General features: G+C 40.8%; 24 protein-coding genes. 10 read left to right on the forward strand and 14 right to left on the reverse strand.

Annotation, left to right across the window (positions count from 1 at the left end):
- The first annotated feature begins 6 nt into the window (after positions 1 to 6).
- The gene (locus G0029_RS13940; protein WP_180109835.1) at positions 7 to 576 is read left to right on the forward strand and encodes a hypothetical protein; all 570 of its coding nucleotides are present in this window, start codon (positions 7 to 9) and stop codon (positions 574 to 576) included.
- 142 nt (positions 577 to 718) lie between these two features.
- Entirely contained in the window at positions 719 to 1018 is a 300-nt protein-coding gene (locus G0029_RS13945; protein ID WP_078189335.1) for a DUF3817 domain-containing protein, read from the forward strand.
- 79 nt (positions 1019 to 1097) lie between these two features.
- Here G0029_RS13945 and G0029_RS13950 read toward each other — a convergent pair whose 3' ends face one another.
- The 5 genes from G0029_RS13950 to G0029_RS13970 form a co-directional block, all read right to left on the reverse strand.
- Complete coding sequence (locus tag G0029_RS13950; protein WP_180084588.1) at positions 1098 to 2327, reverse strand: MFS transporter; 1230 nt, start codon at positions 2325 to 2327, stop codon at positions 1098 to 1100.
- 250 nt (positions 2328 to 2577) lie between these two features.
- Entirely contained in the window at positions 2578 to 3459 is an 882-nt protein-coding gene (locus tag G0029_RS13955) for a pirin family protein (RefSeq protein WP_180109836.1), read from the reverse strand.
- Between the two features lie 88 nt (positions 3460 to 3547).
- The gene (locus G0029_RS13960; protein WP_180109837.1) at positions 3548 to 4990 is read right to left on the reverse strand and encodes an AbiH family protein; all 1443 of its coding nucleotides are present in this window, start codon (positions 4988 to 4990) and stop codon (positions 3548 to 3550) included.
- 92 nt (positions 4991 to 5082) lie between these two features.
- Positions 5083 to 5454, reverse strand: a complete 372-nt coding sequence (locus G0029_RS13965; RefSeq protein ID WP_111884176.1) for a hypothetical protein — start codon at positions 5452 to 5454, stop codon at positions 5083 to 5085.
- A 190-nt stretch (positions 5455 to 5644) separates the two neighbouring features.
- On the reverse strand, positions 5645 to 7054 hold the full coding sequence (locus G0029_RS13970; RefSeq protein ID WP_180109838.1) for an FAD-binding oxidoreductase: 1410 nt from the start codon (positions 7052 to 7054) through the stop codon (positions 5645 to 5647).
- Positions 7055 to 7426: 372 nt separating this feature from the next.
- Between G0029_RS13970 and serA the strand changes: the two genes are divergently transcribed.
- The 3 genes from serA to G0029_RS13985 all read left to right on the forward strand — a co-directional run bounded on the left by serA (position 7427) and on the right by G0029_RS13985 (position 10746).
- Entirely contained in the window at positions 7427 to 8659 is a 1233-nt protein-coding gene (gene serA, locus G0029_RS13975; RefSeq protein ID WP_180109839.1) for a phosphoglycerate dehydrogenase, read from the forward strand.
- A 117-nt stretch (positions 8660 to 8776) separates the two neighbouring features.
- Entirely contained in the window at positions 8777 to 9646 is an 870-nt protein-coding gene (locus G0029_RS13980) for an EamA family transporter (protein WP_180021552.1), read from the forward strand.
- A gap of 221 nt (positions 9647 to 9867) precedes the next feature.
- Positions 9868 to 10746, forward strand: coding sequence for an EamA family transporter (locus G0029_RS13985; protein ID WP_180106873.1), 879 nt, complete (start codon positions 9868 to 9870; stop codon positions 10744 to 10746).
- Between the two features lie 85 nt (positions 10747 to 10831).
- Here the strand turns inward: G0029_RS13985 and G0029_RS13990 are convergent, their stop codons facing one another.
- From G0029_RS13990 to truB, 3 genes are all read right to left on the reverse strand, one after another.
- Entirely contained in the window at positions 10832 to 11293 is a 462-nt protein-coding gene (locus tag G0029_RS13990) for a hemerythrin domain-containing protein (RefSeq protein ID WP_078192502.1), read from the reverse strand.
- A 135-nt stretch (positions 11294 to 11428) separates the two neighbouring features.
- Positions 11429 to 12202, reverse strand: a complete 774-nt coding sequence (locus tag G0029_RS13995; RefSeq protein WP_111884173.1) for a sulfite exporter TauE/SafE family protein — start codon at positions 12200 to 12202, stop codon at positions 11429 to 11431.
- A 26-nt stretch (positions 12203 to 12228) separates the two neighbouring features.
- Entirely contained in the window at positions 12229 to 13137 is a 909-nt protein-coding gene (gene truB, locus G0029_RS14000) for a tRNA pseudouridine(55) synthase TruB (protein WP_180106982.1), read from the reverse strand.
- 153 nt (positions 13138 to 13290) lie between these two features.
- On the opposite strand from truB, the gene G0029_RS14005 reads away from it, so the two are divergent.
- The 5 genes from G0029_RS14005 to G0029_RS14025 all read left to right on the forward strand — a co-directional run bounded on the left by G0029_RS14005 (position 13291) and on the right by G0029_RS14025 (position 19072).
- On the forward strand, positions 13291 to 14319 hold the full coding sequence (locus tag G0029_RS14005) for a lipase secretion chaperone (RefSeq protein WP_180106871.1): 1029 nt from the start codon (positions 13291 to 13293) through the stop codon (positions 14317 to 14319).
- A gap of 42 nt (positions 14320 to 14361) precedes the next feature.
- On the forward strand, positions 14362 to 15342 hold the full coding sequence (locus tag G0029_RS14010) for a lipase family alpha/beta hydrolase (protein ID WP_373423596.1): 981 nt from the start codon (positions 14362 to 14364) through the stop codon (positions 15340 to 15342).
- 366 nt (positions 15343 to 15708) lie between these two features.
- Positions 15709 to 16719, forward strand: a complete 1011-nt coding sequence (locus tag G0029_RS14015; protein ID WP_180109840.1) for an esterase/lipase family protein — start codon at positions 15709 to 15711, stop codon at positions 16717 to 16719.
- A gap of 202 nt (positions 16720 to 16921) precedes the next feature.
- Positions 16922 to 17887 (forward strand): esterase/lipase family protein, encoded by a 966-nt coding sequence (locus G0029_RS14020; protein ID WP_180106866.1) that lies wholly within the window; start codon positions 16922 to 16924, stop codon positions 17885 to 17887.
- Positions 17888 to 18112: 225 nt separating this feature from the next.
- Positions 18113 to 19072: an esterase/lipase family protein gene (locus G0029_RS14025; protein ID WP_180109841.1), complete on the forward strand. Its 960-nt coding sequence runs from the start codon at positions 18113 to 18115 to the stop codon at positions 19070 to 19072.
- Between the two features lie 62 nt (positions 19073 to 19134).
- Here G0029_RS14025 and rplS read toward each other — a convergent pair whose 3' ends face one another.
- The 6 genes from rplS to G0029_RS18505 form a co-directional block, all read right to left on the reverse strand.
- Positions 19135 to 19506, reverse strand: coding sequence for a 50S ribosomal protein L19 (rplS, locus tag G0029_RS14030; RefSeq protein ID WP_078189351.1), 372 nt, complete (start codon positions 19504 to 19506; stop codon positions 19135 to 19137).
- 139 nt (positions 19507 to 19645) lie between these two features.
- Entirely contained in the window at positions 19646 to 20386 is a 741-nt protein-coding gene (trmD, locus tag G0029_RS14035) for a tRNA (guanosine(37)-N1)-methyltransferase TrmD (protein WP_180004770.1), read from the reverse strand.
- A 42-nt stretch (positions 20387 to 20428) separates the two neighbouring features.
- A complete protein-coding gene (rimM, locus tag G0029_RS14040; RefSeq protein WP_078189353.1) occupies positions 20429 to 20977 on the reverse strand; it encodes a ribosome maturation factor RimM in 549 nt (182 codons plus the stop codon).
- Positions 20978 to 20994: 17 nt separating this feature from the next.
- Positions 20995 to 21252: a 30S ribosomal protein S16 gene (gene rpsP, locus G0029_RS14045; protein WP_078189354.1), complete on the reverse strand. Its 258-nt coding sequence runs from the start codon at positions 21250 to 21252 to the stop codon at positions 20995 to 20997.
- A 144-nt stretch (positions 21253 to 21396) separates the two neighbouring features.
- Entirely contained in the window at positions 21397 to 21831 is a 435-nt protein-coding gene (locus G0029_RS14050) for a type IV pilin protein (RefSeq protein WP_180106864.1), read from the reverse strand.
- Entirely contained in the window at positions 21825 to 22460 is a 636-nt protein-coding gene (locus G0029_RS18505) for a type IV pilin protein (RefSeq protein ID WP_180106862.1), read from the reverse strand. The genes G0029_RS14050 and G0029_RS18505 overlap by 7 nt, the downstream gene beginning before the upstream one ends.

Raw genomic sequence — 22460 nt, forward strand, 5'->3', positions numbered from 1 at the left:
AGACTCATGATGAAAATGCTTAGTTTAGGTTTTAGACGCCTCATATTACCTACGATTGTGGCGACCTCATGTTTAGCTGCGTCTTCTGTTTTTGCAGCACCGACAGCACAAGATTTGAAGCGTATTTTGGAATGTCAGGCCGATTACGACACTTATCATGACACTTTGCTCGATTATGAAAAGGCTCTGGGGCAATTGGGCTGGAAACGCCATGATGACCCACATCAACCGTTTATTTATATCTATAAAAATAAGCAGCCTGTTGAATTTTTTGGCATGCCGACCCAAGAAATTGGCCTGTCTTCCAATGCCGTATTCGCGATCTATCGCCAAGCCGATGTGAAAAAACTTGCCCAAAAATATGGTATTGAACAGCATCCGATGTTTGCCAATATGCCGTTTTTCCGTGGTGAAAAAATCCTACGTACGGAAGCTGAAACGGATGATCTGCATGCGATCAATCACAAACTAAGCCTGTCTGAAATGACCGGAAAAAGCCCGATGATTTTATTCGGCTGTAACTATGAATTTGATCAAGGTTCGATTGAAGACGCCTTAGCGGATCTAGAAGATTAATCCGAGCAGATAACTCAGAATTAACTTAAAAAACATTTACTTAGATTCAATATGCGAATCAATTATTTCAACATGAACGCTTCGTTCCTGCTGTGCTTTCAGGTACACTCAAGGCTGAAATCACTTTGAATTTAAACTTCGCATGAATATCAAGACCTTACGCTTTGTGGGCCTACTCGAAGGCATCTCCTTTTTATTATTGTTGTTCATTGCTATGCCAATGAAGTACCTGATGGATAATCCAATATTGGTCAAATACGTCGGTATGGGACATGGCGTCTTGTTTATTGCCTTCTTGGTGGTGCTATTTGTGGTCTGTGAAAAGCAAAAATGGTCACTCAGTGTATTTCTAATGGGCCTGATTGCATCAATTTTGCCTTTTGGCCCGTTCATTTTCGATCGCAAATTAAAAAATGCAGAACAACCGGCAACATCAAATTAAGACTGTTTAAAGAAAATAAAAAAGCCCAATTTTGTTCTACACAGCATTGGGCTTTTTCTATGATGGCATGAACTCGAATTTAAAATTCACCCGTCAATTTACGTTGTCGCATAATATCTCGCACCACCAAGCGTGGTAGGCTGAACCACAAGATAATGAGGGTAAAGCCTGCCAAACTATAGGCCCAAAGGCCGAAGTTTTCATACAGCACGCGAACAATTTCGATCACGGCAAAGAACGTCAGCATCATGATTACAGACACTGCCGCAGCCACTGTGCCCTTCGACATTTCAGACGACATTAAGGCAAAACGATAGAGCACAGAAAAGCTAATCCCTTCACCAAAACTGACCAAACTCATGCCGAGAATGAGAAAGGTCAGAAAATAACTTTCAGTCATCGTCCCAATCACCACGAGGCTCGTCCCGAGTAACATCAGCGGTAGCCCGATCATCACAGACTGACCTAGAGGCAGTTTGTCGATGATTTTAATCAGGACAATATTACCGAGGATCAGACCGCCCAAAACGGGAAACTGCGCCATGCCGTATTGCATGCTACTCAGTCCTAGCTGCTCCACCAATATGACCGGAGATAGCGCAATCCAGAGCATCAGTGGCATTGCCACCATCGGTAGGCCCAGTGTCAACGCCAAAAAGCGTTTGTTTTTGAACACCTGTTTAAAGTCATCGATAATATAACCCACCGGTTGCTTTGGAATGCTGATGTGCTGAGTCGGCATCTTGGCCTTTAAACCAAACCAACTCAAAAAAGATAGAAATGCGATTCCAATAAAGCCCCAATGCCATGACACATGATCAATCATAAAGGCACCGAGGACGGGTCCGATCAGTGGCGCCAGTAGTGAAATATTGGCCATGATCGCCATGACTTTGATGGCATCTCGCTCTTCAAAAGTTTCCTGAACAGCGGCATAGCCCACGGCAGAAATAACCGATAAACCGAAACCTTGTAAAAAACGCAATGTTAAAAAGCTTTCGATATTATGCGTGAGCAATATCGCTAAACAGCATAAGCTAAAGAATGCCACACCACCCAACAGGACTTTTTTACGGCCTAATCGGTCTGACAAAGGTCCTAATATCGCAGCGACACAAGCACCTCCCAATAAGTAAAATGACATCGACGAGGGTGCCCATGCACTACTCACGCCAAACTCTTGGGTAATCGCAAGCATGGCGGGTTGGACTAAGTCGTTGCCGATATAGACAGAAAATTCAAATAAAACCAGTGCCAAGGGAAACATTAAGGTGGCACGACTTAATTTTGTGGTTTGTACGTTTTGCATTGTTATCTACATATCAAATGTGTGCTGTCGAGCTTGAAATGACAAATAGGGAGAGACACTTCAGCCCAATGACGAGCACTGTAATATTAATTTTAAAAATGAATTTTCGGCGTATCCGCCATATGTGCGTCGTATTCACAAGACGCTAGATAGAGATAAAATGAACTTCAACGAACCGATCTGTCGGTTTGAGTCCGACTATTTTAACAGTGTTTGCTGGCGTTGTATTGGTCTTTTTAAACTACCGCTTTTATGGTTTTTCATTGTCTGCTTTTTGGATAAAGCGACCTTGTTTTAGGTCTTCATAGGCTTGCATGACTTCTGCAAAATGATTCATCACAAAATAACCTCGCCCATAGATGGGTTCATTTAAAGGCTGCGCCGATAAATACAACATGTGGCTATCTTCGACTGCCGTCAATTCGACATTTTCACCTTGGCTCGACATAACTGCCATATGCTGTGCATTTAACGGTTCATCTGTTTCAGTAAATTTCAGCTTGCCTGAGCGTAAATACACAAGCGTGGTATCCCCTTCCTGTGCAGGCAGGGTGATGCTTTGATTGGCTCTGACAAAGACATCAAATACCTGCATAGGTGTATGTGTTTCTGCGGGGCCGTGGGCTGTTAAATAATGCCCTGCAATGATCCGTACATAACCTGCATTATCTGCTAAATCCACTACAGGAATACTGGCTTTGGCTAAGCTCTGATAACGTGCAGGATTCATTTTATCTTTGGCAGGCAGATTGACCCAAAGTTGCAATATTTCAAATGCTCCGCCCTGCTGTGCAAAGGCTTGGCTAAAGACTTCTTCGTGTTGAATGCCTGAAGCAGCAGTCATCCACTGCACATCGCCCTCTCCAATGACGCCACCGCCGCCAGTCGTATCATGATGTTCAAGCTCGCCTTTAAACACTAAGGTGACGGTTTCGAACCCTCGATGTGGATGTTCCAGCACGCCTTTTTTCAGTTGGGTTGGTTTCAGCACCCCAGGCCCTAAATGGTCGAGCAATAAAAACGGCGAAACGGTATTGCCCAACTCATAATGGGAAAATACTGAAGTCACTGGTGCAAAGTCACCCACGGGTGAACCTGAGTCATTAACATGAATAAAAGCGAGGGTTTTCATATTGTTTTAGGTATATTTAGGATTGTTTGATCTTAGCCTACCAAAGATAGCTGATTCGATAGGCTAAATGGTTTTCAGTATCGCAGTTTTAGGACGCTTCTTCTAAGTTTGAGTCAACTTCGAATTTCACTTCGGGATTAGGCTTAAACTCTAGCCATTTATTTTTCATCCATTGTTCTACTTTGTCTTTACCTAAAATGGCGAGTAGATTATTGAGTAGTGAAAATTTTGCTTGCTTATCAAAATAAAAAATTATTACTCGGACATTTCGGTCCATATCATCATTCAAACTAAATAAATCAATAATATAATCTTTATCAGAAACATCTAGCGAATGTCCCCAAACTTGAACGTTTAAATTTAATTTACTATCAACATCCATTAAATTTTGTCTTGCTAATTTCTTCGCTGTTGGATCACTATCCCCAAAATCTTTTTCAAAATATTCAATCTTTAAATTATGCTGTTTAATTTTTTTCTTATAGGTATCTAAAAATAAATAATCTGTATCTTTAAATAATTTTTGATGATATTTAGTAAAACCAAATGCTTTAATTTTTTTTAGAGTATCATCGTCTAAATCAGAGATACCTAAAACAATGTTTTGATTTTCGCCATGACTTCCATGTAAATATTCAGTTCTTACCAAGTTATGGAGGCGTTGATATGTATTTGTATAATTAAAAGAATAAATTACATTCGGTTCCATCCAGCAGTTTTCGCCTAGTTCTAACAATGATTTAGATTCCATGAAAAGTTCTAATTTTTTTAAAGGTTTTAATTTATCTATAATTAATTCCAAATATGAATTAAAAATCTCAATAAAATCGTCTAACTGCCTTATTAAATACTCTAAAAATGATGAAGATGAAAATCCATTAGTAACAGCTTCACCATGACAAAATTTTGAATTTAAATATAATTGTTTCGGCATAGCAAAATTTTTCCCATTAACTTTATAAACACCACCAACTTCTTTAAAAATAGGAAAATGCTCCAACACTTTAATACAATTTTTATCTAAAAAATCATATAGATTAAGATCAAGATTATTAAAATCTAAATTATTGCTATCTATACTATTAATTAATTTTCCAAAAGAGCCCAAAACCTCTTCAATTTTTATTTCAAAATCAATCCATGTTTTAATTTTTTCTACATGATTATTAAAATACTGAAACCAACAGTTTTGTTTCAACTTATACTGAAATTCCACTAAATCTTCAAAATCAACAACAATAGCCGCTGTATCATAGATTTGTTTAGTCTTATTAATAAATTTAATATCTCTTGATTTAAAAAAAAGTTCATTAAAATTCATTTGATAACTTTTTTCATCTAATGCACTTTTTATATCCAAAACTTTAGATATTAACTCTGGAAATGTATCAACTGAATTATTAAAAACATCTTGTATTGGTTTTCCTAAATCTTTTTTAATAATTGCTCTCATCACATCCATAAAATGGTCATACTTCGTCGGCAAGTAATGTGATAAATCAAAACCGTTACCCACAATCAAAATATTCATTGTTCTTATTTACCCCAATAAAAAAGCGGATCAATCGATACGCTTTTTATGAGGCACAAATGCCTAAATTTCAACCATAAATCAAAGATTTATTAAGGACACTTCGCCGATTGGAAAGTCTTAGTATTTTTACCACGTTGGCACTGATATTCCTTTTGCGTATTTACACGCTCCCAGTCACCATCCACCAATCTAAAACTATAAATAGTACGAATTGATTTCACCGAATCATCCATCAAACCAGTTTCAGTCACTTTCACCTGCCCCGCATTTGGCGACTCGACACGGTTAAAGTACTGACGAATTTCCACAGTCGACAGCTCTTTACGCAAATCAGGACGTTCTTTTAATACCTGATCGAGTGGCGTAGCAGAAGAACCGACTTTAGACACAATTTTCTGCGTTGTCGCACAACCCGCCAACATCCCCACACACAATGCAGACACAGCAATTAAACGATACATAGAAGCAACTCAAATTTATTATTCAGACCTATCATGCCGAACATTTGTCCAAAACACTATTTAACCAATGTAAAAGAAGTACCCCATTCCAAAAATCAATGTGTGGTCTCTCATCCATACGCGGCTAAAAAGGCGTGCTATAGCCAAAAAAAACGCATCCGAAGATGCGTTTTCAATCGTCTTTAAAAAATTAAAGATCGAACAATTTACCTGGGTTCATAATTGCATTTGGATCGAATACTTTTTTCAATGCTTTCATATATTCGATTTCTTCTGCTGAACGTGTGTAATCGAGGTAAGGCTTCTTAGTCATACCCACGCCATGTTCTGCAGAAATTGAACCGTCATATTTTTTCACGGTTTCAAATACGTATTTATTTACCACTTGGCATTTTGCAAAGAATTCATCTTTACTTAAATCCGCAGGTTTCAAAATATTTAAGTGCAAGTTACCGTCACCAATATGACCGAACCAGCAAATTTCAAAGTCTGGGTAGTTCTCTTCCACAATTGCATCAATTTCTTTAATAAATGCAGGCACATGTGTAATTAGAACTGAGATGTCATTTTTGTATGGTGTGAACGGTGCGATTGACTCTGAAATGTCTTCACGTAAACGCCATAAGCTGTGTACTTGGTCTAAGCTTTGGCTCATCACGCCATCCAGTACCCAACCTTGTTCCATGCAATGTTCAAAGATTTCCATTGCCGCATCCATGATCGGTTCAAATGGTGCTTCAAACTCAAGTAATACATAGAACGGACATGGTGTTTCAAACGGACGTTGTACATGACCATTATCCAATACTTTTTGCATTGCAAGCTCACCAAAGAACTCAAATGCAGTCAGGTCGATTTTCTTTTGGAAGGCATGTAGAACAGGCATAATCGCATCAAAATCAGGCACACCGAGAACCAACACTTGTAAGTCATGGGGTTGACGTTCAAGTTTGATTTCAGCTTCAGTCACTAAACCTAGCGTACCTTCACCACCAATAAATAAGTGTTGAAGTGCATAACCCGTCGCGTTTTTGATCATGCCTTTATTCAAGCGCAGGATGTCACCTTTACCTGTAACCACGGTCATGCCCAACACCCAGTTACGAGTCATGCCGTATTTAATCACTTTAATACCGCCGGCATTGGTACCGATGTTACCGCCAATTTGTGATGAACCTGAAGATGCAAAATCAACTGGGTAGTACATGCCTTGTTCTTCAGCATAGTTCTGAAGTTGTTCAGTCACTACACCTGCTTGTACGCGAACCATACGGTCAGCTGGGAAGAATTCCAAGATTTGATTCATCTTGTCCATGCTCACCACGATTTCACCGTTAGCAGCCACAGCACCTGCTGATAAACCTGTACGACCGCCACTTGGGGTAATCGCGACATTAAATTGGTTTGCCAGCTTAACAATTTGTTGAACTTGCTCTGTGCTTGAAGGGAAAACGACGACCGACGGGTTTGGATCGAAGTGCTTAGTATGGTCACGACCCCAATTTTGGAGACTATCCGCATCGGTTTTAATTCGGCTTTCGCCAACAATAGCGGTCAATTGGGTCAATAACTCTGGGGTTAAAGCGACTGGAGCATTCATCGTTTTCAGACCTTGCAAGAAGTAAACAAGTTTTTTTAAAGGTCCAGACTTCATTCAGTCAAAACTGCGGTAACGCATATTTCAAGGGAAAAAGCCTGAAACAGAGCGCATCAAAATGTCAGGGAATTGGTCATGATGATTTTGAGCGGCACCATTATAAGCTATAACTGGGCTTTTTTTGACAAAACCCAAAGAAAAACGTGATTTCAAAATGTCACGAGGAATATGACCAAGTTAATTAGACCAAATCTAAAAAAATTGACTCATCATTCGCCAAAATAGCCATGACGTCGGTCATAAAGGAAATGTATATCAGGCGACTTCCTATGCTATTATATGCGCACTAAATTTGGCCTTTGTAGCGGAGCCGTAATGAGCCAACATCTTTCTTTACCTAAAGATAAAATTCGTTTCTTGTTGTTAGAAGGCGTTCACCAAAACGCAATCGACACTCTAAATGCTGCTGGATACACCAACATTGACTACCGTAAAACTGCGCTTGAGGGTGAAGCGTTGAAAAAAGCGGTTAAAGATGCTCACTTCATTGGTATTCGTTCACGTACTCAATTAACTGAAGAAGTTTTTGAAGCGGCGAACAAACTGATTGCTGTGGGTTGTTTCTGTATCGGTACAAACCAAGTGAACTTAAATGCTGCAATGATTCGCGGTATTCCAGTATTTAACGCACCATACTCAAATACGCGTTCAGTTGCTGAACTAGTACTTGCTGAAGCGATTCTATTACTTCGTGGTGTTCCTGCAAAATCTGCTTCAACTCACCGTGGTGGTTGGAACAAGTCTGCAGTCGGTTCATTTGAAACTCGTGGTAAAACTTTAGGTATTGTTGGTTACGGTTCGATTGGCTCGCAACTTTCTGTACTTGCTGAAAGTTTAGGTATGCACGTAATTTATTACGATGCTGTAACTAAACTTCCAATGGGTAATGCACGTCAAGTCGGTTCTATGGGTGAACTTCTTGCCAATGCAGACGTGGTTTCTTTACACGTTCCTGACGTTCCATCTACACGTAACTTCTTCGGTAAAGAGCAATTTGCTCAAATGAAAGAAGGCGCAATCTTCCTCAATGCTGCACGTGGTACATGTGTCATCATTGAAGACCTTGCAGATGCGATCAAATCTGGTCATATTGCTGGTGCTGCTGTAGACGTATTCCCTAAAGAACCGAAAGCAAACGGTGAAGAATTCGTTTCTCCACTTCGTGGCTTAGACAACGTGATTTTGACTCCTCACGTGGGTGGTTCAACCATGGAAGCACAAGCGAACATCGGTCTTGAAGTTGCTGAAAAATTCGTTGCTTACTCTGATAAAGGTATGACTTTATCTGCAGTGAACTTCCCAGAAATCGCGTTACCGTTGACTGAAGGCAAACACCGTTTACTTCATATCCACAAAAACGTGCCAGGCGTGCTTTCAAAAATCAACAACTTGTTTGCTGAACACGGTATCAACATTTCTGGTCAGTCTTTAATGACTAAAGGTGATGTGGGTTATCTTGTGATGGACGTTGATGCAACTGCATCTAAAGAAGCTTTGGATACTCTTCACGAAGTGGAAGGTACCATCCGCGTTCGCGTATTGTTCTAATTTAATTAGACACTGAAGCCACAGCCTTCGGGCTGTGGTTTTTTTATTGTAGTAGACTTTTAAAATCTGGCTTTTGCCAATCTCCCGCTATTCGAGTCATCGAAACAAATTTAGTCTATGCCAAATTTTAAAATTACCCCTGCCCTACAAGCACCACTGATCTTGCTTATTGCAATGATCAGTATGCAAAGCAGTGGTTCTTTCGCCAAATACCTGTTTGGTCAGTTTCCCATCCTGACCGTGTCCGCGATGCGTTTACTGCTCGGTGCATTAATCTTGGCGATCATCTTTAAAATTTGGCAAATCAATTTTAAACAAGTCAAATGGTCTGCAATTATCAGCTATGGCTGTGCGCTTGCAGGCATGAATATGCTGTTTTACTTGTCCATTGATCGCCTACCTCTCGGCATTGCCGTGTCTTTTGAATTTATTGGCCCTTTAAGTGTTGCACTATTGGCAGCAAGACGAAAATTCGACTTCGTCTGGGTCGGCCTTGCAATTCTAGGCCTAATTTTGCTGTTTCCATTTGATCAAGCAGCACAACGTCTTGACCCAATTGGGATCTTGCTTGCCCTCGGTGCAGGTGCATGTTGGGCACTCTATATCGTGGCAGGTCAAAAACCATCAGGGGTCTCAGGCAATCATACCGTTTGCTTAGGCATGTTCGTCGGCATGTGTGTTCTGATGCCCATCGCAATCTTTGCAGGTATGCCGGCACAGGCGTTTGAGCCAAGTAGTCTGCTGTATTTTATTGCACTTGCGACCTTAGCCAGTGCTTTACCTTTTACTCTAGAAATGATTGCGCTACGTAACATGACTGCGCTGAGTTTCGGTACACTCATGAGTTTGGAACCCGCTGTTGCCGCTCTCTCGGGTTTTATCTTTTTGCATGAACAATTGTTATGGACACAATGGTTGGCATTGGCAGTGATAATCAGTGCTTCGATTGGCTGTACTTATACCACGCAAAAGGCCAAATCAATTTAAATTCAAACCGCCTTAATCTTTTGAAAATATCTCCATTTTTTTATTTTGAATTTAAAAATGGTGGCGATTTAAAGACGATTTTTTATATTCAATTTTTTTAAATTCAAAACCTGCAAATTGCATTTCTGCCTCTGAAAAGTCATCAATAATTCAATATTAACCGCTATACTGAGCAGAATTAAAAATTGGGGTACTTTGTTCCCCCCACCACAGCGTGCCGCATGCCAAACTCACAATTATTAGCAGTCGTTTTCATGATACTTTCCATGATCTCCTATCAGATCAGTGCATCATTCGCCAAGCAATTATTTTTGGTGCTTGATCCACTCAGTGTGACCATTTTACGACTCTGTTTTGCTTCAATTATTATCTGCTTAATGTTTCGTTCATGGCACATTTTAAAACGGCTGTCTTTTTTAAAATGGTGGGATCTGCTCTGCTATAGCGCGGCACTCTGTTTGATGAATGTGTTGTTCTATATGTCACTGGGTAAATTGCCACAAGGCATTGCCGTGGGTTTAGAGTTTATCGGCCCTTTGGGTTTGGCATTGTTGTCCATTAAAAACAGCAGTGATTATATTTGGGTCTTTTTAGCAATCTTAGGCATTACCTTGATGGTGCCTTGGGGACAAGCTCATGATGGTAATTTCTCAATACTTGGGGCAGCCTGTGCCTTAGCAGCGGGACTCTGTTGGGCATTCTATATTTATTTCGGGCAAAAAGTCGTACACCAAAATATTGGTATGCATGCGCTAACGATTGCCATCACACTGTCCGCACTGACCTTGCTCCCGATTGGACTATATAACAATGCACCCGCCCTACTCGATACCCAATATTGGCCGAAAGCCTTATTAATTGCGATTTTAGCCACGGCCATACCTTATGCACTGGATTTAAAAGCGTTAAAAATCCTCAGTAAACTTAGTTATGGGACTTTATCGAGTTTGTCGCCTGCATTAGCTGCCATTACAGGTATGGTTCTGCTTGGCGAAAATATTGGGACGTGGCAATGGGTGGCCTTAGTCTGCATTATGTTGGCGTCCGTCGGGGTGACTTTACGTTCCTCTCGCAATACTCCGAGCAGCGTATCAGACTAAATTTTTATATTTATAGTTGAAACAAAAAGACGGCCTCTGCCGTCTTTTTTTTGATTTTGCATTCGTCTTCAGGCTTCACTTGCGTTTAGCCCGTCAAACTGTCTTTATCTGCTTTCTTGTATTTCTTATATTCCGCCAAATATTGTTTGGCTAAACTTTCCTTTTGTTTTTCATCTAAGATTTTACCTGCTTGCTGAAAAAAGCCGTGCTCTTCTTCCTGCAAATGATGATGTACCGTTTCAGATAACTTTTTCGCAATTGCCAACCAACCTGGATTACTAAATTCAGTTTCCGTCAGTTGCTCTAATAATTCATCCATCTCATGATGTTCCGCCAATGCATGACGGGTGATGTTTAGGCCTGAATCAGTCATCATTAACGGGATGTAAAAATAACGATCTTCGCCAACAGCATGAGCAAATAACTCATTTTTGAGCAGCTCAAATAAATCTCGACGCTCAGGTGTATCCCCTGATGTTTGAATGAGTTTTTCAGCAAGTTCACGTTGCTTTTCATGACTTTGGCGTAAAGCTTCAAATATATTCATTGTAGTGATGACCTCTGATGCTTAGCTAATTGTGTATTATGAAATTTAATTATTATCCACAACTCAAACGAGTCGCTTATTTTCATACTAATCATTTCAGCGACAGAATTCAGCAACGCACTGTTAAGATTTGTTTTAAGCTTGTCCCGTAAAGGTTTGATAACCCAACCGTACAATCAAAATACTCACCAAAATCAAAAATAGAATTCGAATAAAGCCACTACCGTATTTAATTGCCGCACGTACACCAACGATCGAGCCTAAAATATTTGCTACAGCCATCATTAAGCCTATCGCAAATAACACATGGCCAGTGGGCGCAAAAAAACTCAGTGCTGCAAGGTTGGTGGTTAAGTTGGCGACTTTTGACAAAGCAGAGGCATGTAAAAAGTCTGCTTGTAGATAACGAATAAAAAAGAAAATAAAGAAACTGCCAGTGCCAGGTCCAAAGATGCCGTCATAAAAGCCAATCACCAGACTACCAATAGCGGCAAAACCGAGGATTTTAGGAGTCAGTTCTTGGCGTACATGCACCTGACCAAATTGTTTTTTGGCAAAGGTATAAATCGCAATCACGATCAACATGACCAAAACGAAAGGACGTAAGACTTCTTTTGGAATCATTGATACACAGGCTGCTCCCACAAAGGAGGCAACAAATGCACAGCTTGCAATGACCGCAAGTAATTTCCAACGGAGTTTGACTTGGCGTAAAAAAGAATAGGACGCCGAAGCCGTACCAAAAATCGAAGACAACTTATTGGTGCCAAACACCGTCGCCGGAGATAAGTGCGGCATGGCATTCATAATGGCTGGAATTTGAATTAATCCTCCGCCCCCCACTGCTGCATCAATTGCACCGGCAAAAAATGCAAAAAATAAGAGGCTTAAGATGATTTCAATTTCCATAATTTGGCTTCAGTGGCTGTTGATGACTATTCAAGATTTAATACACGTTTTGGTACTAAGCGCTTACGATCGGTAATTTCCGCTAGACCTAAGCAACGTTCCCCATCAAATACCAAAACCTGCGCTTCCGCAGCATGCTCAATATTACTTTCCATTCCACGACTAAAATATTCAGCTCGACCTTCCGGCGCTTGCACTTTGCAGAAATGATCGACAGGTGAATACACCGGCAGCAATAATGCTTCACGCTCAGCTTCAGACAGACTCTCTAAATATTCAATGGTAAAGCTGGGGTTAAGATCAAAATGACCCGTTTGAATACGGTGTAGATAGGTTAAATGTCCGTAAGTACCCAATGCTTTGGCAATATCTTCGCCTAAAACACGAATATATGTGCCTTTGGAACAGGTGATGTCGAGTGTAATACTATTCTCATTAAATGATAATAACTCGATGGCATAAATCGAAATTGGACGTGCTTCACGCTCTATTTCTATGCCTTTACGCGCCAACTCGTACAGCGGGCGACCTTCTTTTTTCAGCGCAGAATACATCGGTGGAATTTGTTGGATATCTCCCACGAACTGTGCCAGTACCTGCTGAATAGATGCCTCGGTCAAAACAGGTACAGCTTGTTCCATCAATACCTCACCTTCCACATCACCCGTCGTGGTGCTGTGTCCTAAAAAGACGGTGGTTTGATAACGCTTGGTCGAGTCGAGCAAGAAATGTGAAAACTTCGTCGCTTCACCCAAACAAATTGGCAATAAACCTGAAGCCAGTGGATCAAGCGCACCAGTATGCCCTGCTTTTTGCGCACGAAACAGCCAACGAACCTTCTGTAAGGCTGCATTCGAGCTAATACCTAATGGCTTATTCAAAAGAAATACACCATGTACAGGACGACGTTGGATCTTAGGAGAGGCTTTTTTCATGACTAAAATAGGGCAAAAAGAGAACTGCGCCATGGTATCAATCCATGCTAAGCGTTTACAACTTTTCTATGTTTTTATCTGCATTTTATGTCATATTGAGTTCGCATTTAGAACTCTAGAACAATTAAAAACGGAATAAAGGTGCATTGGGATATGCAAAAAAATAAACTTTGGCTCATCATAGCCTTGGTCGTTATCGCAGTTGCTGCATTCATATATTGGCTTGCGCCAAAAGCATCACAAAATGATCCTTCAGATCAATCGATTCAACAACAAAATACGCCTTTAGCTCAGGGCGAGACCGCTACGGCTCAAGCAACAAGCGGTTCTTCGCTGCTCAGTCCAAGTCAACAAGACACGGAAGTTAACTGTCAAATCAGTATGGATGGTTCAAACCGTTTGATCGTGAATGAACAAACACGGAATTGCTTTGAATATTTCATTACTCAGTATGGTGAAAAGTCGATAGATCAAATTAAAAAGGACTTTAAAGCCTACATTGCTCAAGGTCATAAAGAGCCGGCGCTGTCCCAAATTTATGATTTGTGGGATCGTTATATGAAATATCGTGAACAGTTAGGTCATTTACAGCCACCAAGCGATGACAAAGAATCACCACAATACTATCGCTCGATCTACAGCAGCACCCAGAATTTAAGAAAACAGTTCTTTTCTGATTATGAAATTGAAGGTTTATTTGGCAAGGAAAATACTTATCACGAATACACGCTGAAACGGATGGAAGTAGTAAATGACAAAAAACTGTCTGAATCAGAAAAAGCCAAAAAACTAAAAGCCCTGTTTGATGAACTCCCAGAAGATTGGAAAGAAAATCTGGAACAAATCAATAAACTTGAAGATTTACGCAAGCTCACAGCAGACATTAAAGCCCGTGGTGGTTCAAGCGAAGAAATCCATCAAATGCGGTTAAATTTAGTGGGTCCAGAAGCTACTCAGCGCCTTGAAAATCTAGACAGCCAGCGCAGCTCTTGGAAATCTAGCGTAAATCAATACCTCACAGAGCGTGACAGCATTATGAAAAGCAATATGAGTGACAGTGCGAAACAACAAGCGATGCAGCAACTCCGTAATCAACATTTTAAATCGAAGGAAGATCAGCTCCGCGTCAGTACCTTTGAATCTGTGCATGATCAAGGTGGAAAATTACCTTTCGCAGAATAACTGCAAACAACAATTTAAAAACAACTTCAATTTCAGGATGAAATGATGAAAAAACCACAAGCTCTTTTATGCGCAATCATCGCTGCATCAGCAGTGATCGCCAGCACACAATCCCAAGCGGCGGCAGGACTCCAACATGTCACCACCAACAGCTCGGCAAACTATGCCAAGACCAAATATCCGATTGTGTTTACCCATGGTATGTTCGGGTTTACTCGCATTGGTTTTGACAGCTTTGGCATGGATTATTTTTATCAAATTTTGCCAGATTTAGCTCGTAATGGGGCCAATACCTTTGCTGCCCAAGTTTCACCGCTAGAGTCGACAGAAGTCCGTGGTGAGCAATTGCTCTCTCAAGTCGAAGAAGTTCTTGCTCTGACCGGCCAACCCAAAGTGAACCTCATTGGTCATTCACATGGTGGACCGACAACTCGCTACATTGCAGCGATCAAACCTGAATATGTGGCTTCGGTGACTGGGGTTGCAGGCACTTATCGTGGCTCTCTAGTCGCAGATAAAATCCAAGCGAATAAAACTATTAACTCAGTCTTTGGGGTCCTTGGCGATCAACTCTTAGCACCGATTATTACTTGGGCTGAAGGCAACTCGAGTCTACCCAACAGTGTTGATGCATCACTTACCGCGATCAGTGAAAAAGGTTCTGCTGAATTTAATGCAAAATTTCCAACCGCAGCACTGGCTGCGAACTGCAATCAGTCGGGTGCCAAAGTCGACAATGGCGTGTATTACTACTCATGGACAGGTACAGCGCAAACCACAAATGTATTAGATGTACTAGATACAGTGATTAGTCAGCTTGCCCCTTTGGCCTATGGAAATCGTGACAATGACGGTTTGGTTGGACGCTGTAGCACCCACATCGGACAAGTGATCCGTGATGACTACAATCACAACCACTTAGATGAAGTGAATATGATCTTTGGCCTACGCAGCCTATTTTCACCTGACCCAGTTGCGCTCTATCGCCAACATGCCAATCGTTTAAAGTTACAGGGACTTTAACTCAAAAGTTAGTTCCCTTTAAGTAGTGAACAGGACGTCTTTGGACGTCCTTTTTTATTTACAATTTTCTTACTTGTAAGCATTAAATAAATTAATTCAATAAGTTATTAAATCATAACAACTAAAATAAATAGCAAAAATAAAAGACGAATGTATATAAATGTACTTATCACCTCAATGCCGTCCATGTCCTAAAATGACATGGAATTTCAAACCGAGCATGAAAAAATGACAAGGCATCTTTGTCTATTCAAACTCTCTAAAATCAAAGATATGGCCTGACCAATCACAAAGATGTTGCTTAAAAACAGAGAGTATTTTCATTATTAAAAAGTAATAAAAACAACATCAGATCAAGGAACATTTATGCGATCTTTAGTAAACACGGCCAAGATGGCCTCTGTAGCTGCAGTTGCAGGCTTAGCGATGAGTATATCGGCAAGCACTCAAGCTGCGCCTAGCGTCCTCCAGGTGAAGGAAACGGCAAAATCTGACTACGCAAAAACCAAATATCCAATTTTAATGGTGCATGGTTGGCTCGGTTGGTCACGTATCGGTACCGACACCATTGGACTGGATTATTGGTACCAAATCTTGCCAGATATGGCACGAAATGGCTCAACCGTATTCGCAGCGCAATTATCTCCTGCAAATACTACAGCACATCGTGGTGAGCAGTTAATTGCACAAGTTGAAGATGTTTTGGCTATTACAGGGAAGCCAAAACTTAACTTAATCGGCCACTCTCATGGTGGCCCAACTGTATTGTATGTTGCTCAAACGAAACCACAGTACATTGCGTCTATTACAGGTGTTGCAGGGACCTATCACGGTTCTAAAGTAGCGGATGATATTCAAGGCAATTCACTTTCTCGTACTGCCTTCAATATTTTAGGCGATTATATTGTCGGCCCACTGATTGCTTTAGGTCAGGCAAAACCTGAACTTGAAATTGATTTCGATGCTTCAATGAAATCATTATCACAAAAAGGTTCTGCTGCATTTAACAGTACGGTTGCAAAATCTGCTGTAGCTGACGGTGTTTTGGCATCTTCAGAAAATTGCAGCAAAAACTTAAAGCAAGTCGACAGCAAAGGCATTCAGTACTATTCATGGACCGGTGTTGCGCAAACCACGAATTTACTTGATATCGACACGATCCTAATGCAACTCGGGCCATTGTCTTATGGCAATAAAGACAATGACGGTATGGTTGCACGTTGTAGTGCTTATATCGGTAAAGTCATTAACGATAGCTACAAACTTAACCATACCGATTTAGCCAATATGATGTTTGGCTTAACAGGGCTATTTGCACAAGATCCTGTGGCGCTGTACCGTCAACATGCAAACCGTTTAAAACTGCAAGGACTTTAATTCTTATCGTTGAAATTTAAATGCAATAAGGGGGCTTCGGCCCTCTTATTTGCTTTTATCAATCTGAAAATTCGTGATCTTTTATTTTGTTACATTTAGCGTCACAGTTAATCTTTTTCAATTTGCAACAGGTGATCTTTATTGCTTTATTAGAAGTGACAATAAATATTGTCATAAAACAATAATACATTGAGGATCGCTCATGAAATACGGATCATTTTTAGCAGGTTTAATTGCAGCTACGTTCATCAGTAATGTATCTGCATCGCAAGCAACCCAAGTCACTGCCAAAGCTAGTTCCAGCTATGCAAAGACCAAATATCCAATCGTATTCAACCATGGTATGGGTGGTTTTATTACCGTTGGTACGGACTCATTTGGACTCGACTATTGGTATCAAATCCTTCCTGATCTTGCCCGAAATGGTGCAAATGTTTGGGCAACTCGCGTATCGCCTTTTAACTCTACCGAAGTGCGTGGCGAACAGCTTCTACAACAAGTTCTTGAAATCCAAGCACTCACAGGTGCGGATAAAGTGAATTTAATTGGACATAGTCATGGTGGACCAACGATTCGTTATGTTGCCGGTGTTCGCCCAGATGTGGTGGCTTCATTAACCAGTGTTGCAGGACCTCATCAAGGATCCCCTGTTGCAGACTTAATTTTAAAAGCTGAAGGCACCGCTGTCGAAGCACCCTTGGTTGGAGCTGTGAATTTTGTCTCTAAAGCCATCGTTTGGGCGCAAGGTCTAGATCCAAAGACTTACCCTCATGATGCATTGGCAGGTGGTTCAAGTTTAACGCTAGCGGGTTCTGCAAAGTACAATGCCGCATTCCCTCTGGGCTTGCCTAAATCCAATTGTGCTGATGGCAATAGCGTGGAAAAAGGCATTTATAACTATTCATTTACAGGTGTGGGCCAAATCACCAATATTTTAGATTTAGACTCAGCCCTAAAAGTGACCGCATTACTGATCGATGGCGGAAAAGACAATGATGGCCTCGTATCACGCTGTAGTGCCAAGTTTGGTAAAACCATTCGTGATAACTACAACTGGAACCATTTAGATGAAGTCAACCAAGTGCTTGGTCTCAAAGCGCTATTTGCACCCGATCCTGTCGATGTCTATCGTCAACATGCAAACCGGCTAAAATCTCAAGGTTTATAATTTAGTAAAGCTATACATTAAACCCTGTAAATTCAGGGTTTAATGATATTTTCATTAATCAATTCACAAAATCATCTTCATTCCATCGATTAGTTCGCACATTTTACTTTCCTTTTCTTATAATCCTTAATGACAATAAAAATTGTCAAATAGACGCGTTTGTCTATTTCCAAACTGAACTGAATCGCAGTTTAAAAACCAAAACAAAAAGAAAGGAATGAAAAAATGAAAGGAAAATTGCTCTGCGCCACGCTCCTTGCAAGTATGGCAGTGACCCAAACGCATGCTGCATTGGGTATACAGCAAGCGACCACTAAAAAAGTCATCGACAATTATGCTGAAACCCAATACCCCCTAGTTTTTGTACACGGGATGTTTGGTTTTAATCGCTTAGGCGATGCCGTTTTTGGTCTAGATTATTGGTATCAAGTTCTTCCCGATTTGGCAAGCCATAAAGCTACGGCCTTTGCTACACAAATCTCCCCGTTGGAATCCATTGAAGTTCGTGGAGAACAACTGTTAGACCAAGTTGAACAAGTAGTTGCCATTACTGGCAAACCCAAAGTGAATTTAATTGGTCACTCACATGGTGGCCCTACGGCTCGATATATTGCTGGCGTACGACCTGATTTGGTTGCCTCTGTCAGTACAGTCGCAGGCACTAATGACGGTTCACCTGTGGCGGATTTAGTACAGAGCGTACCGATTTTAAATGGCGTATTAGCGACTGTTATGGATGCATTAATGACCCCAGTGATTAATTTCGCCCAGCAGTCCAATCTGCCTTCAAATTTTAAAGCTTCGATCTACAGTATGTCTCAACCGGGTGTGAAAGCCTTTAATGCAAAATTTCCACTCGGTATGCCTGCAACTAAATGTGCTGATGGCCCAAGTGTTGCCAATGGCATTAGCTTCTATTCATGGACAGGTATTTCCAACACCACCAACCTACTTGATCCAGACACGATCTTTACCGCAATGGGGCCAATTGCATTTAGCGGACAACCGAACGATGGCTTAGTGAGCCAATGCAGCAGTAAATTAGGTAAAACCGTCCGTGATAATTACAAATGGAACCATTTCGATGAAGTCAATCAAGTATTGGGCTTGAAGGGACTATTTGCACCAGACCCTGTTTCAGTCTACCGTCAACATGCCAATCGTTTGAAACTTCAAGGTTTATAACTTTCTTTCATGCATAAAAAAATGCGCCAAAAGGCGCATTTTTTACAGCGTTGTAAAACAAATTATTTTGCTTTACGAGCTGGTAATTTTTCACGAATACGTGCAGCTTTACCAGACAATTCACGTAGGTAGTAAAGTTTAGCACGACGAACGTCACCACGACGTTTCACTTCGATACCAGCAACGATTGGTGAGTGAGTTTGGAATACACGCTCAACACCGAAACCGCTAGAAATTTTACGTACTGTGAACGCAGAGTTCAAACCACGGTTTTTCTTAGCAATTACAACACCTTCAAATGCCTGAAGACGTTCACGCTCACCTTCTTTTACTTTTACTTGAACAACTACTGTGTCACCAGGAGCAAAAGCAGGGATGTCTTGTTTTAACTGTGCATTTTCAACAGCTTGTACTAAAGGATGTTTACCGCTCATGGGGTATCTCCGATTATGCGAGTTAGAAGAGGTCTAATCATCGCTGGGGCTAGAGGCTAAAGCGCATAGACCCGATTGACTTTCCCTTTATGCTTGACCGCTTCAATGCATAAAGAGCCTAATATAAGATTTAAAAAATTTAAACCTTGGAATCTTTTAGCCATTTCTTTTGCTGCTTGGTCAATTCAACTTTTTCAACCAACTCAGGTCGGCGCTCTAAAGTGCGTTGATATCGCTGCAAAAACCGCCATTTCTCAATATTGGCATGATGTCCCGATTTTAATACTTCAGGAACATCTAAACCTTCAAAATGGTCTGGCTTGGTATATTGTGGGCAATCTAAAAGACCATCCACAAATGAGTCTTGCACATGTGATTGCTCATCAGACATTGCACCCGGAAGTCTCCGAATCACACTATCCAATAAAACCATCGCAGGGAGTTCACCACCAGACAAAACGTAATCTCCTATTGACCATTCCTGATCAACATATTGTTGGATCAAACGCTCATCTACACCTTCATAACGACCACACAATACAATCAAACCATCATATTTGACGAAATCTTGTACCGCAGGTTCATTTAAGGTTTTTCCTTGCGGCGACATATACACCACAGGGACATGAACAGCACCCGCTTGCTTGGCAAGCTCTTTGGCACGATGAATTGCTTTCGCTAATGGCTCAGCCATCATCACCATACCTGGACCACCACCAAATGGACGTTCATCCACTCTTTTGTAATTGCCCTCAGCAAATTCGCGTGGATTGATACAATGAACTTGCACAATGTCACGTTTTGCTGCGCGCCCGCTAATACCGTAGGCTGTAATCGCTTCAAACATTTCAGGAAAAAGCGTAATGACTGCAAAAAACATCGCAGACTCCTCTATTTTCCTGCTGCGTCAATCCTTAAAGGATTAATAATCTACGCCCCAATTTACGTAGATACGACCAGCTTCGAGATCAACACGCTGTACCACATCTTTATGCCATGGAATCATTCGCTCTTCGCTATCGACGCTGTCAGCAGTAGCGCGAACTACCATCACGTCGTTAGCACCTGTTTCAAACAATTCGTGGATTTGACCGAGGTTGACTTCTTGTTCATCTTCTCCAAGACCTAACACTGTTAAGCCCTTCAAATCTGACCAGTAGTACTCGTCCACGCCTGCTTGAGGCAGTTGCGATTTAGAAATCCAGATATTTGCGCCAACCAAGTTATCTGCCGCGGTACGATCACTCACACCTTTTAGCGAAACAACCAAGCCTTTGCCATGTGGTTTCCAACGTTTTACATCTACTGTTTGCCAACCTGCTTTGGTCTCAATGTACCAAGGGAGGTAGTCAAAAATATTGCTCATAGGTTCTGTATTGGAATAGACCCAGAGCCACCCATTTAATCCATATGCTGAACGTAGCTGTCCAATCTGAATACGATCTTCGGGAACATTCTGTGTTGGTGTCATGGGTAACCTACTACTAATTAAGCAGTAGCTGCAGCTTTCTTAGCTTCAGCAGCTAAAGAAGCAACACGTTCTGAAGGTTGAGCACCTTGTGAAACCCAGTGAGCAAAACGGTCAGCATCTAAACGAAGTTTTTCTGCTTTACCTTGAGCTGTAGGGTTGAAGAAACCGATACGTTCGATGAAACGACCGTCACGTGCATTACGGCTATCAGTCACAATGATTTGATAGAACGGACGTTTTTTAGCACCACCGCGTGCAAGACGAATAACAACCATGATAGAACCTTATAGTTTTTACGGATTATCCCTGTACCGACCATCGATACATTTCAAACCCCTTTCATAGAGGGCAATATTTTACGTGAAATTTGCCCTGAATGAAAGATCAAAAAGTGTTTATCCACAATTTTGAATTTGAGGTTATTTGCCGTCCCAGTTAGAGGTGGCAGAAAGACCGTTACAATTATTTATGCCTTTTTCCCAATAACGTTGCGACTTATAATTCAAACACAACCATCCATTATCTTTTTGCATTGTTGACACCTTTGGCTTAGCAACTAAAGTCCATTTCGTTGCTTCAACTGCTGAAGGCTCAAACGACACATCATATAAGGCTTTGGTTCTGGGAATAGTTGTTTGACCATATAACTTTTGAACAGTTGCCCCATTAAAGGAACCATTTACGCCTTTATACTCCGTCATTCTTTGCGCAATGAACATTAATTCAGACTGAGCATCAGCTCTATTTGTTCTAATTGTATAGGCAGTATAAGACGGATATGCTATCGCTGCTAAAATCGCAATAATTGCTACAACAACCATAATTTCAATCAATGTAAATCCTTGTTTTACCATGACTGAGCTCCCTCATCTTCTGTACCGCATGTAAGATAGGTGACTTTTGTATAATCTTTTTTATTCATACACTTCGTCCCCCTACTATTAAGCAATAGTTTATAATTTTGATTATCTAGACTTTCTGCCTGAATTGCCCAATTGCTACCAATGACAAACATATCCGATTGCGTTGCTTTATCAAAATTTATTACTTTGTTTAATTTATCAAATTTAATTTCTGTTTCCTTTACTCCAGTAATTTTTCCTTCTTCATCTTTTGAATACTCATTTACTGCATAAAAACCAATTATTGATATTTTATATCTAGGATTGGCTGTATCCAATGGGAGTTGAACTTCTTGAGCAGCAACATCAAAGTTACTACTTAAGGTTCCAGCCTTATCCTTATAAAGATAAGCCGCATCAAATCCCTTATAGCTAAAGTTTTTGGCTTTATGCCGTTCAAGTTGCTCAGCTAGTTTTTGCATTTCTTGCTGCGCTTGAGCTAAATTTCCCTTACGAATATAAAGCTGGTATGAAGGTAGTGCAATTGCCGCAAGCACTGCGACAATCACAACAACAATCATTAATTCTATTAAAGTAAAACCTTTAGTATTCTTCGATGACAACAACGAATCATTTTTCAT

This window comes from Acinetobacter sp. YH12138 (assembly GCF_015218525.1).
Taxonomy (GTDB): Bacteria; Pseudomonadota; Gammaproteobacteria; order Pseudomonadales; family Moraxellaceae; genus Acinetobacter; species Acinetobacter amyesii.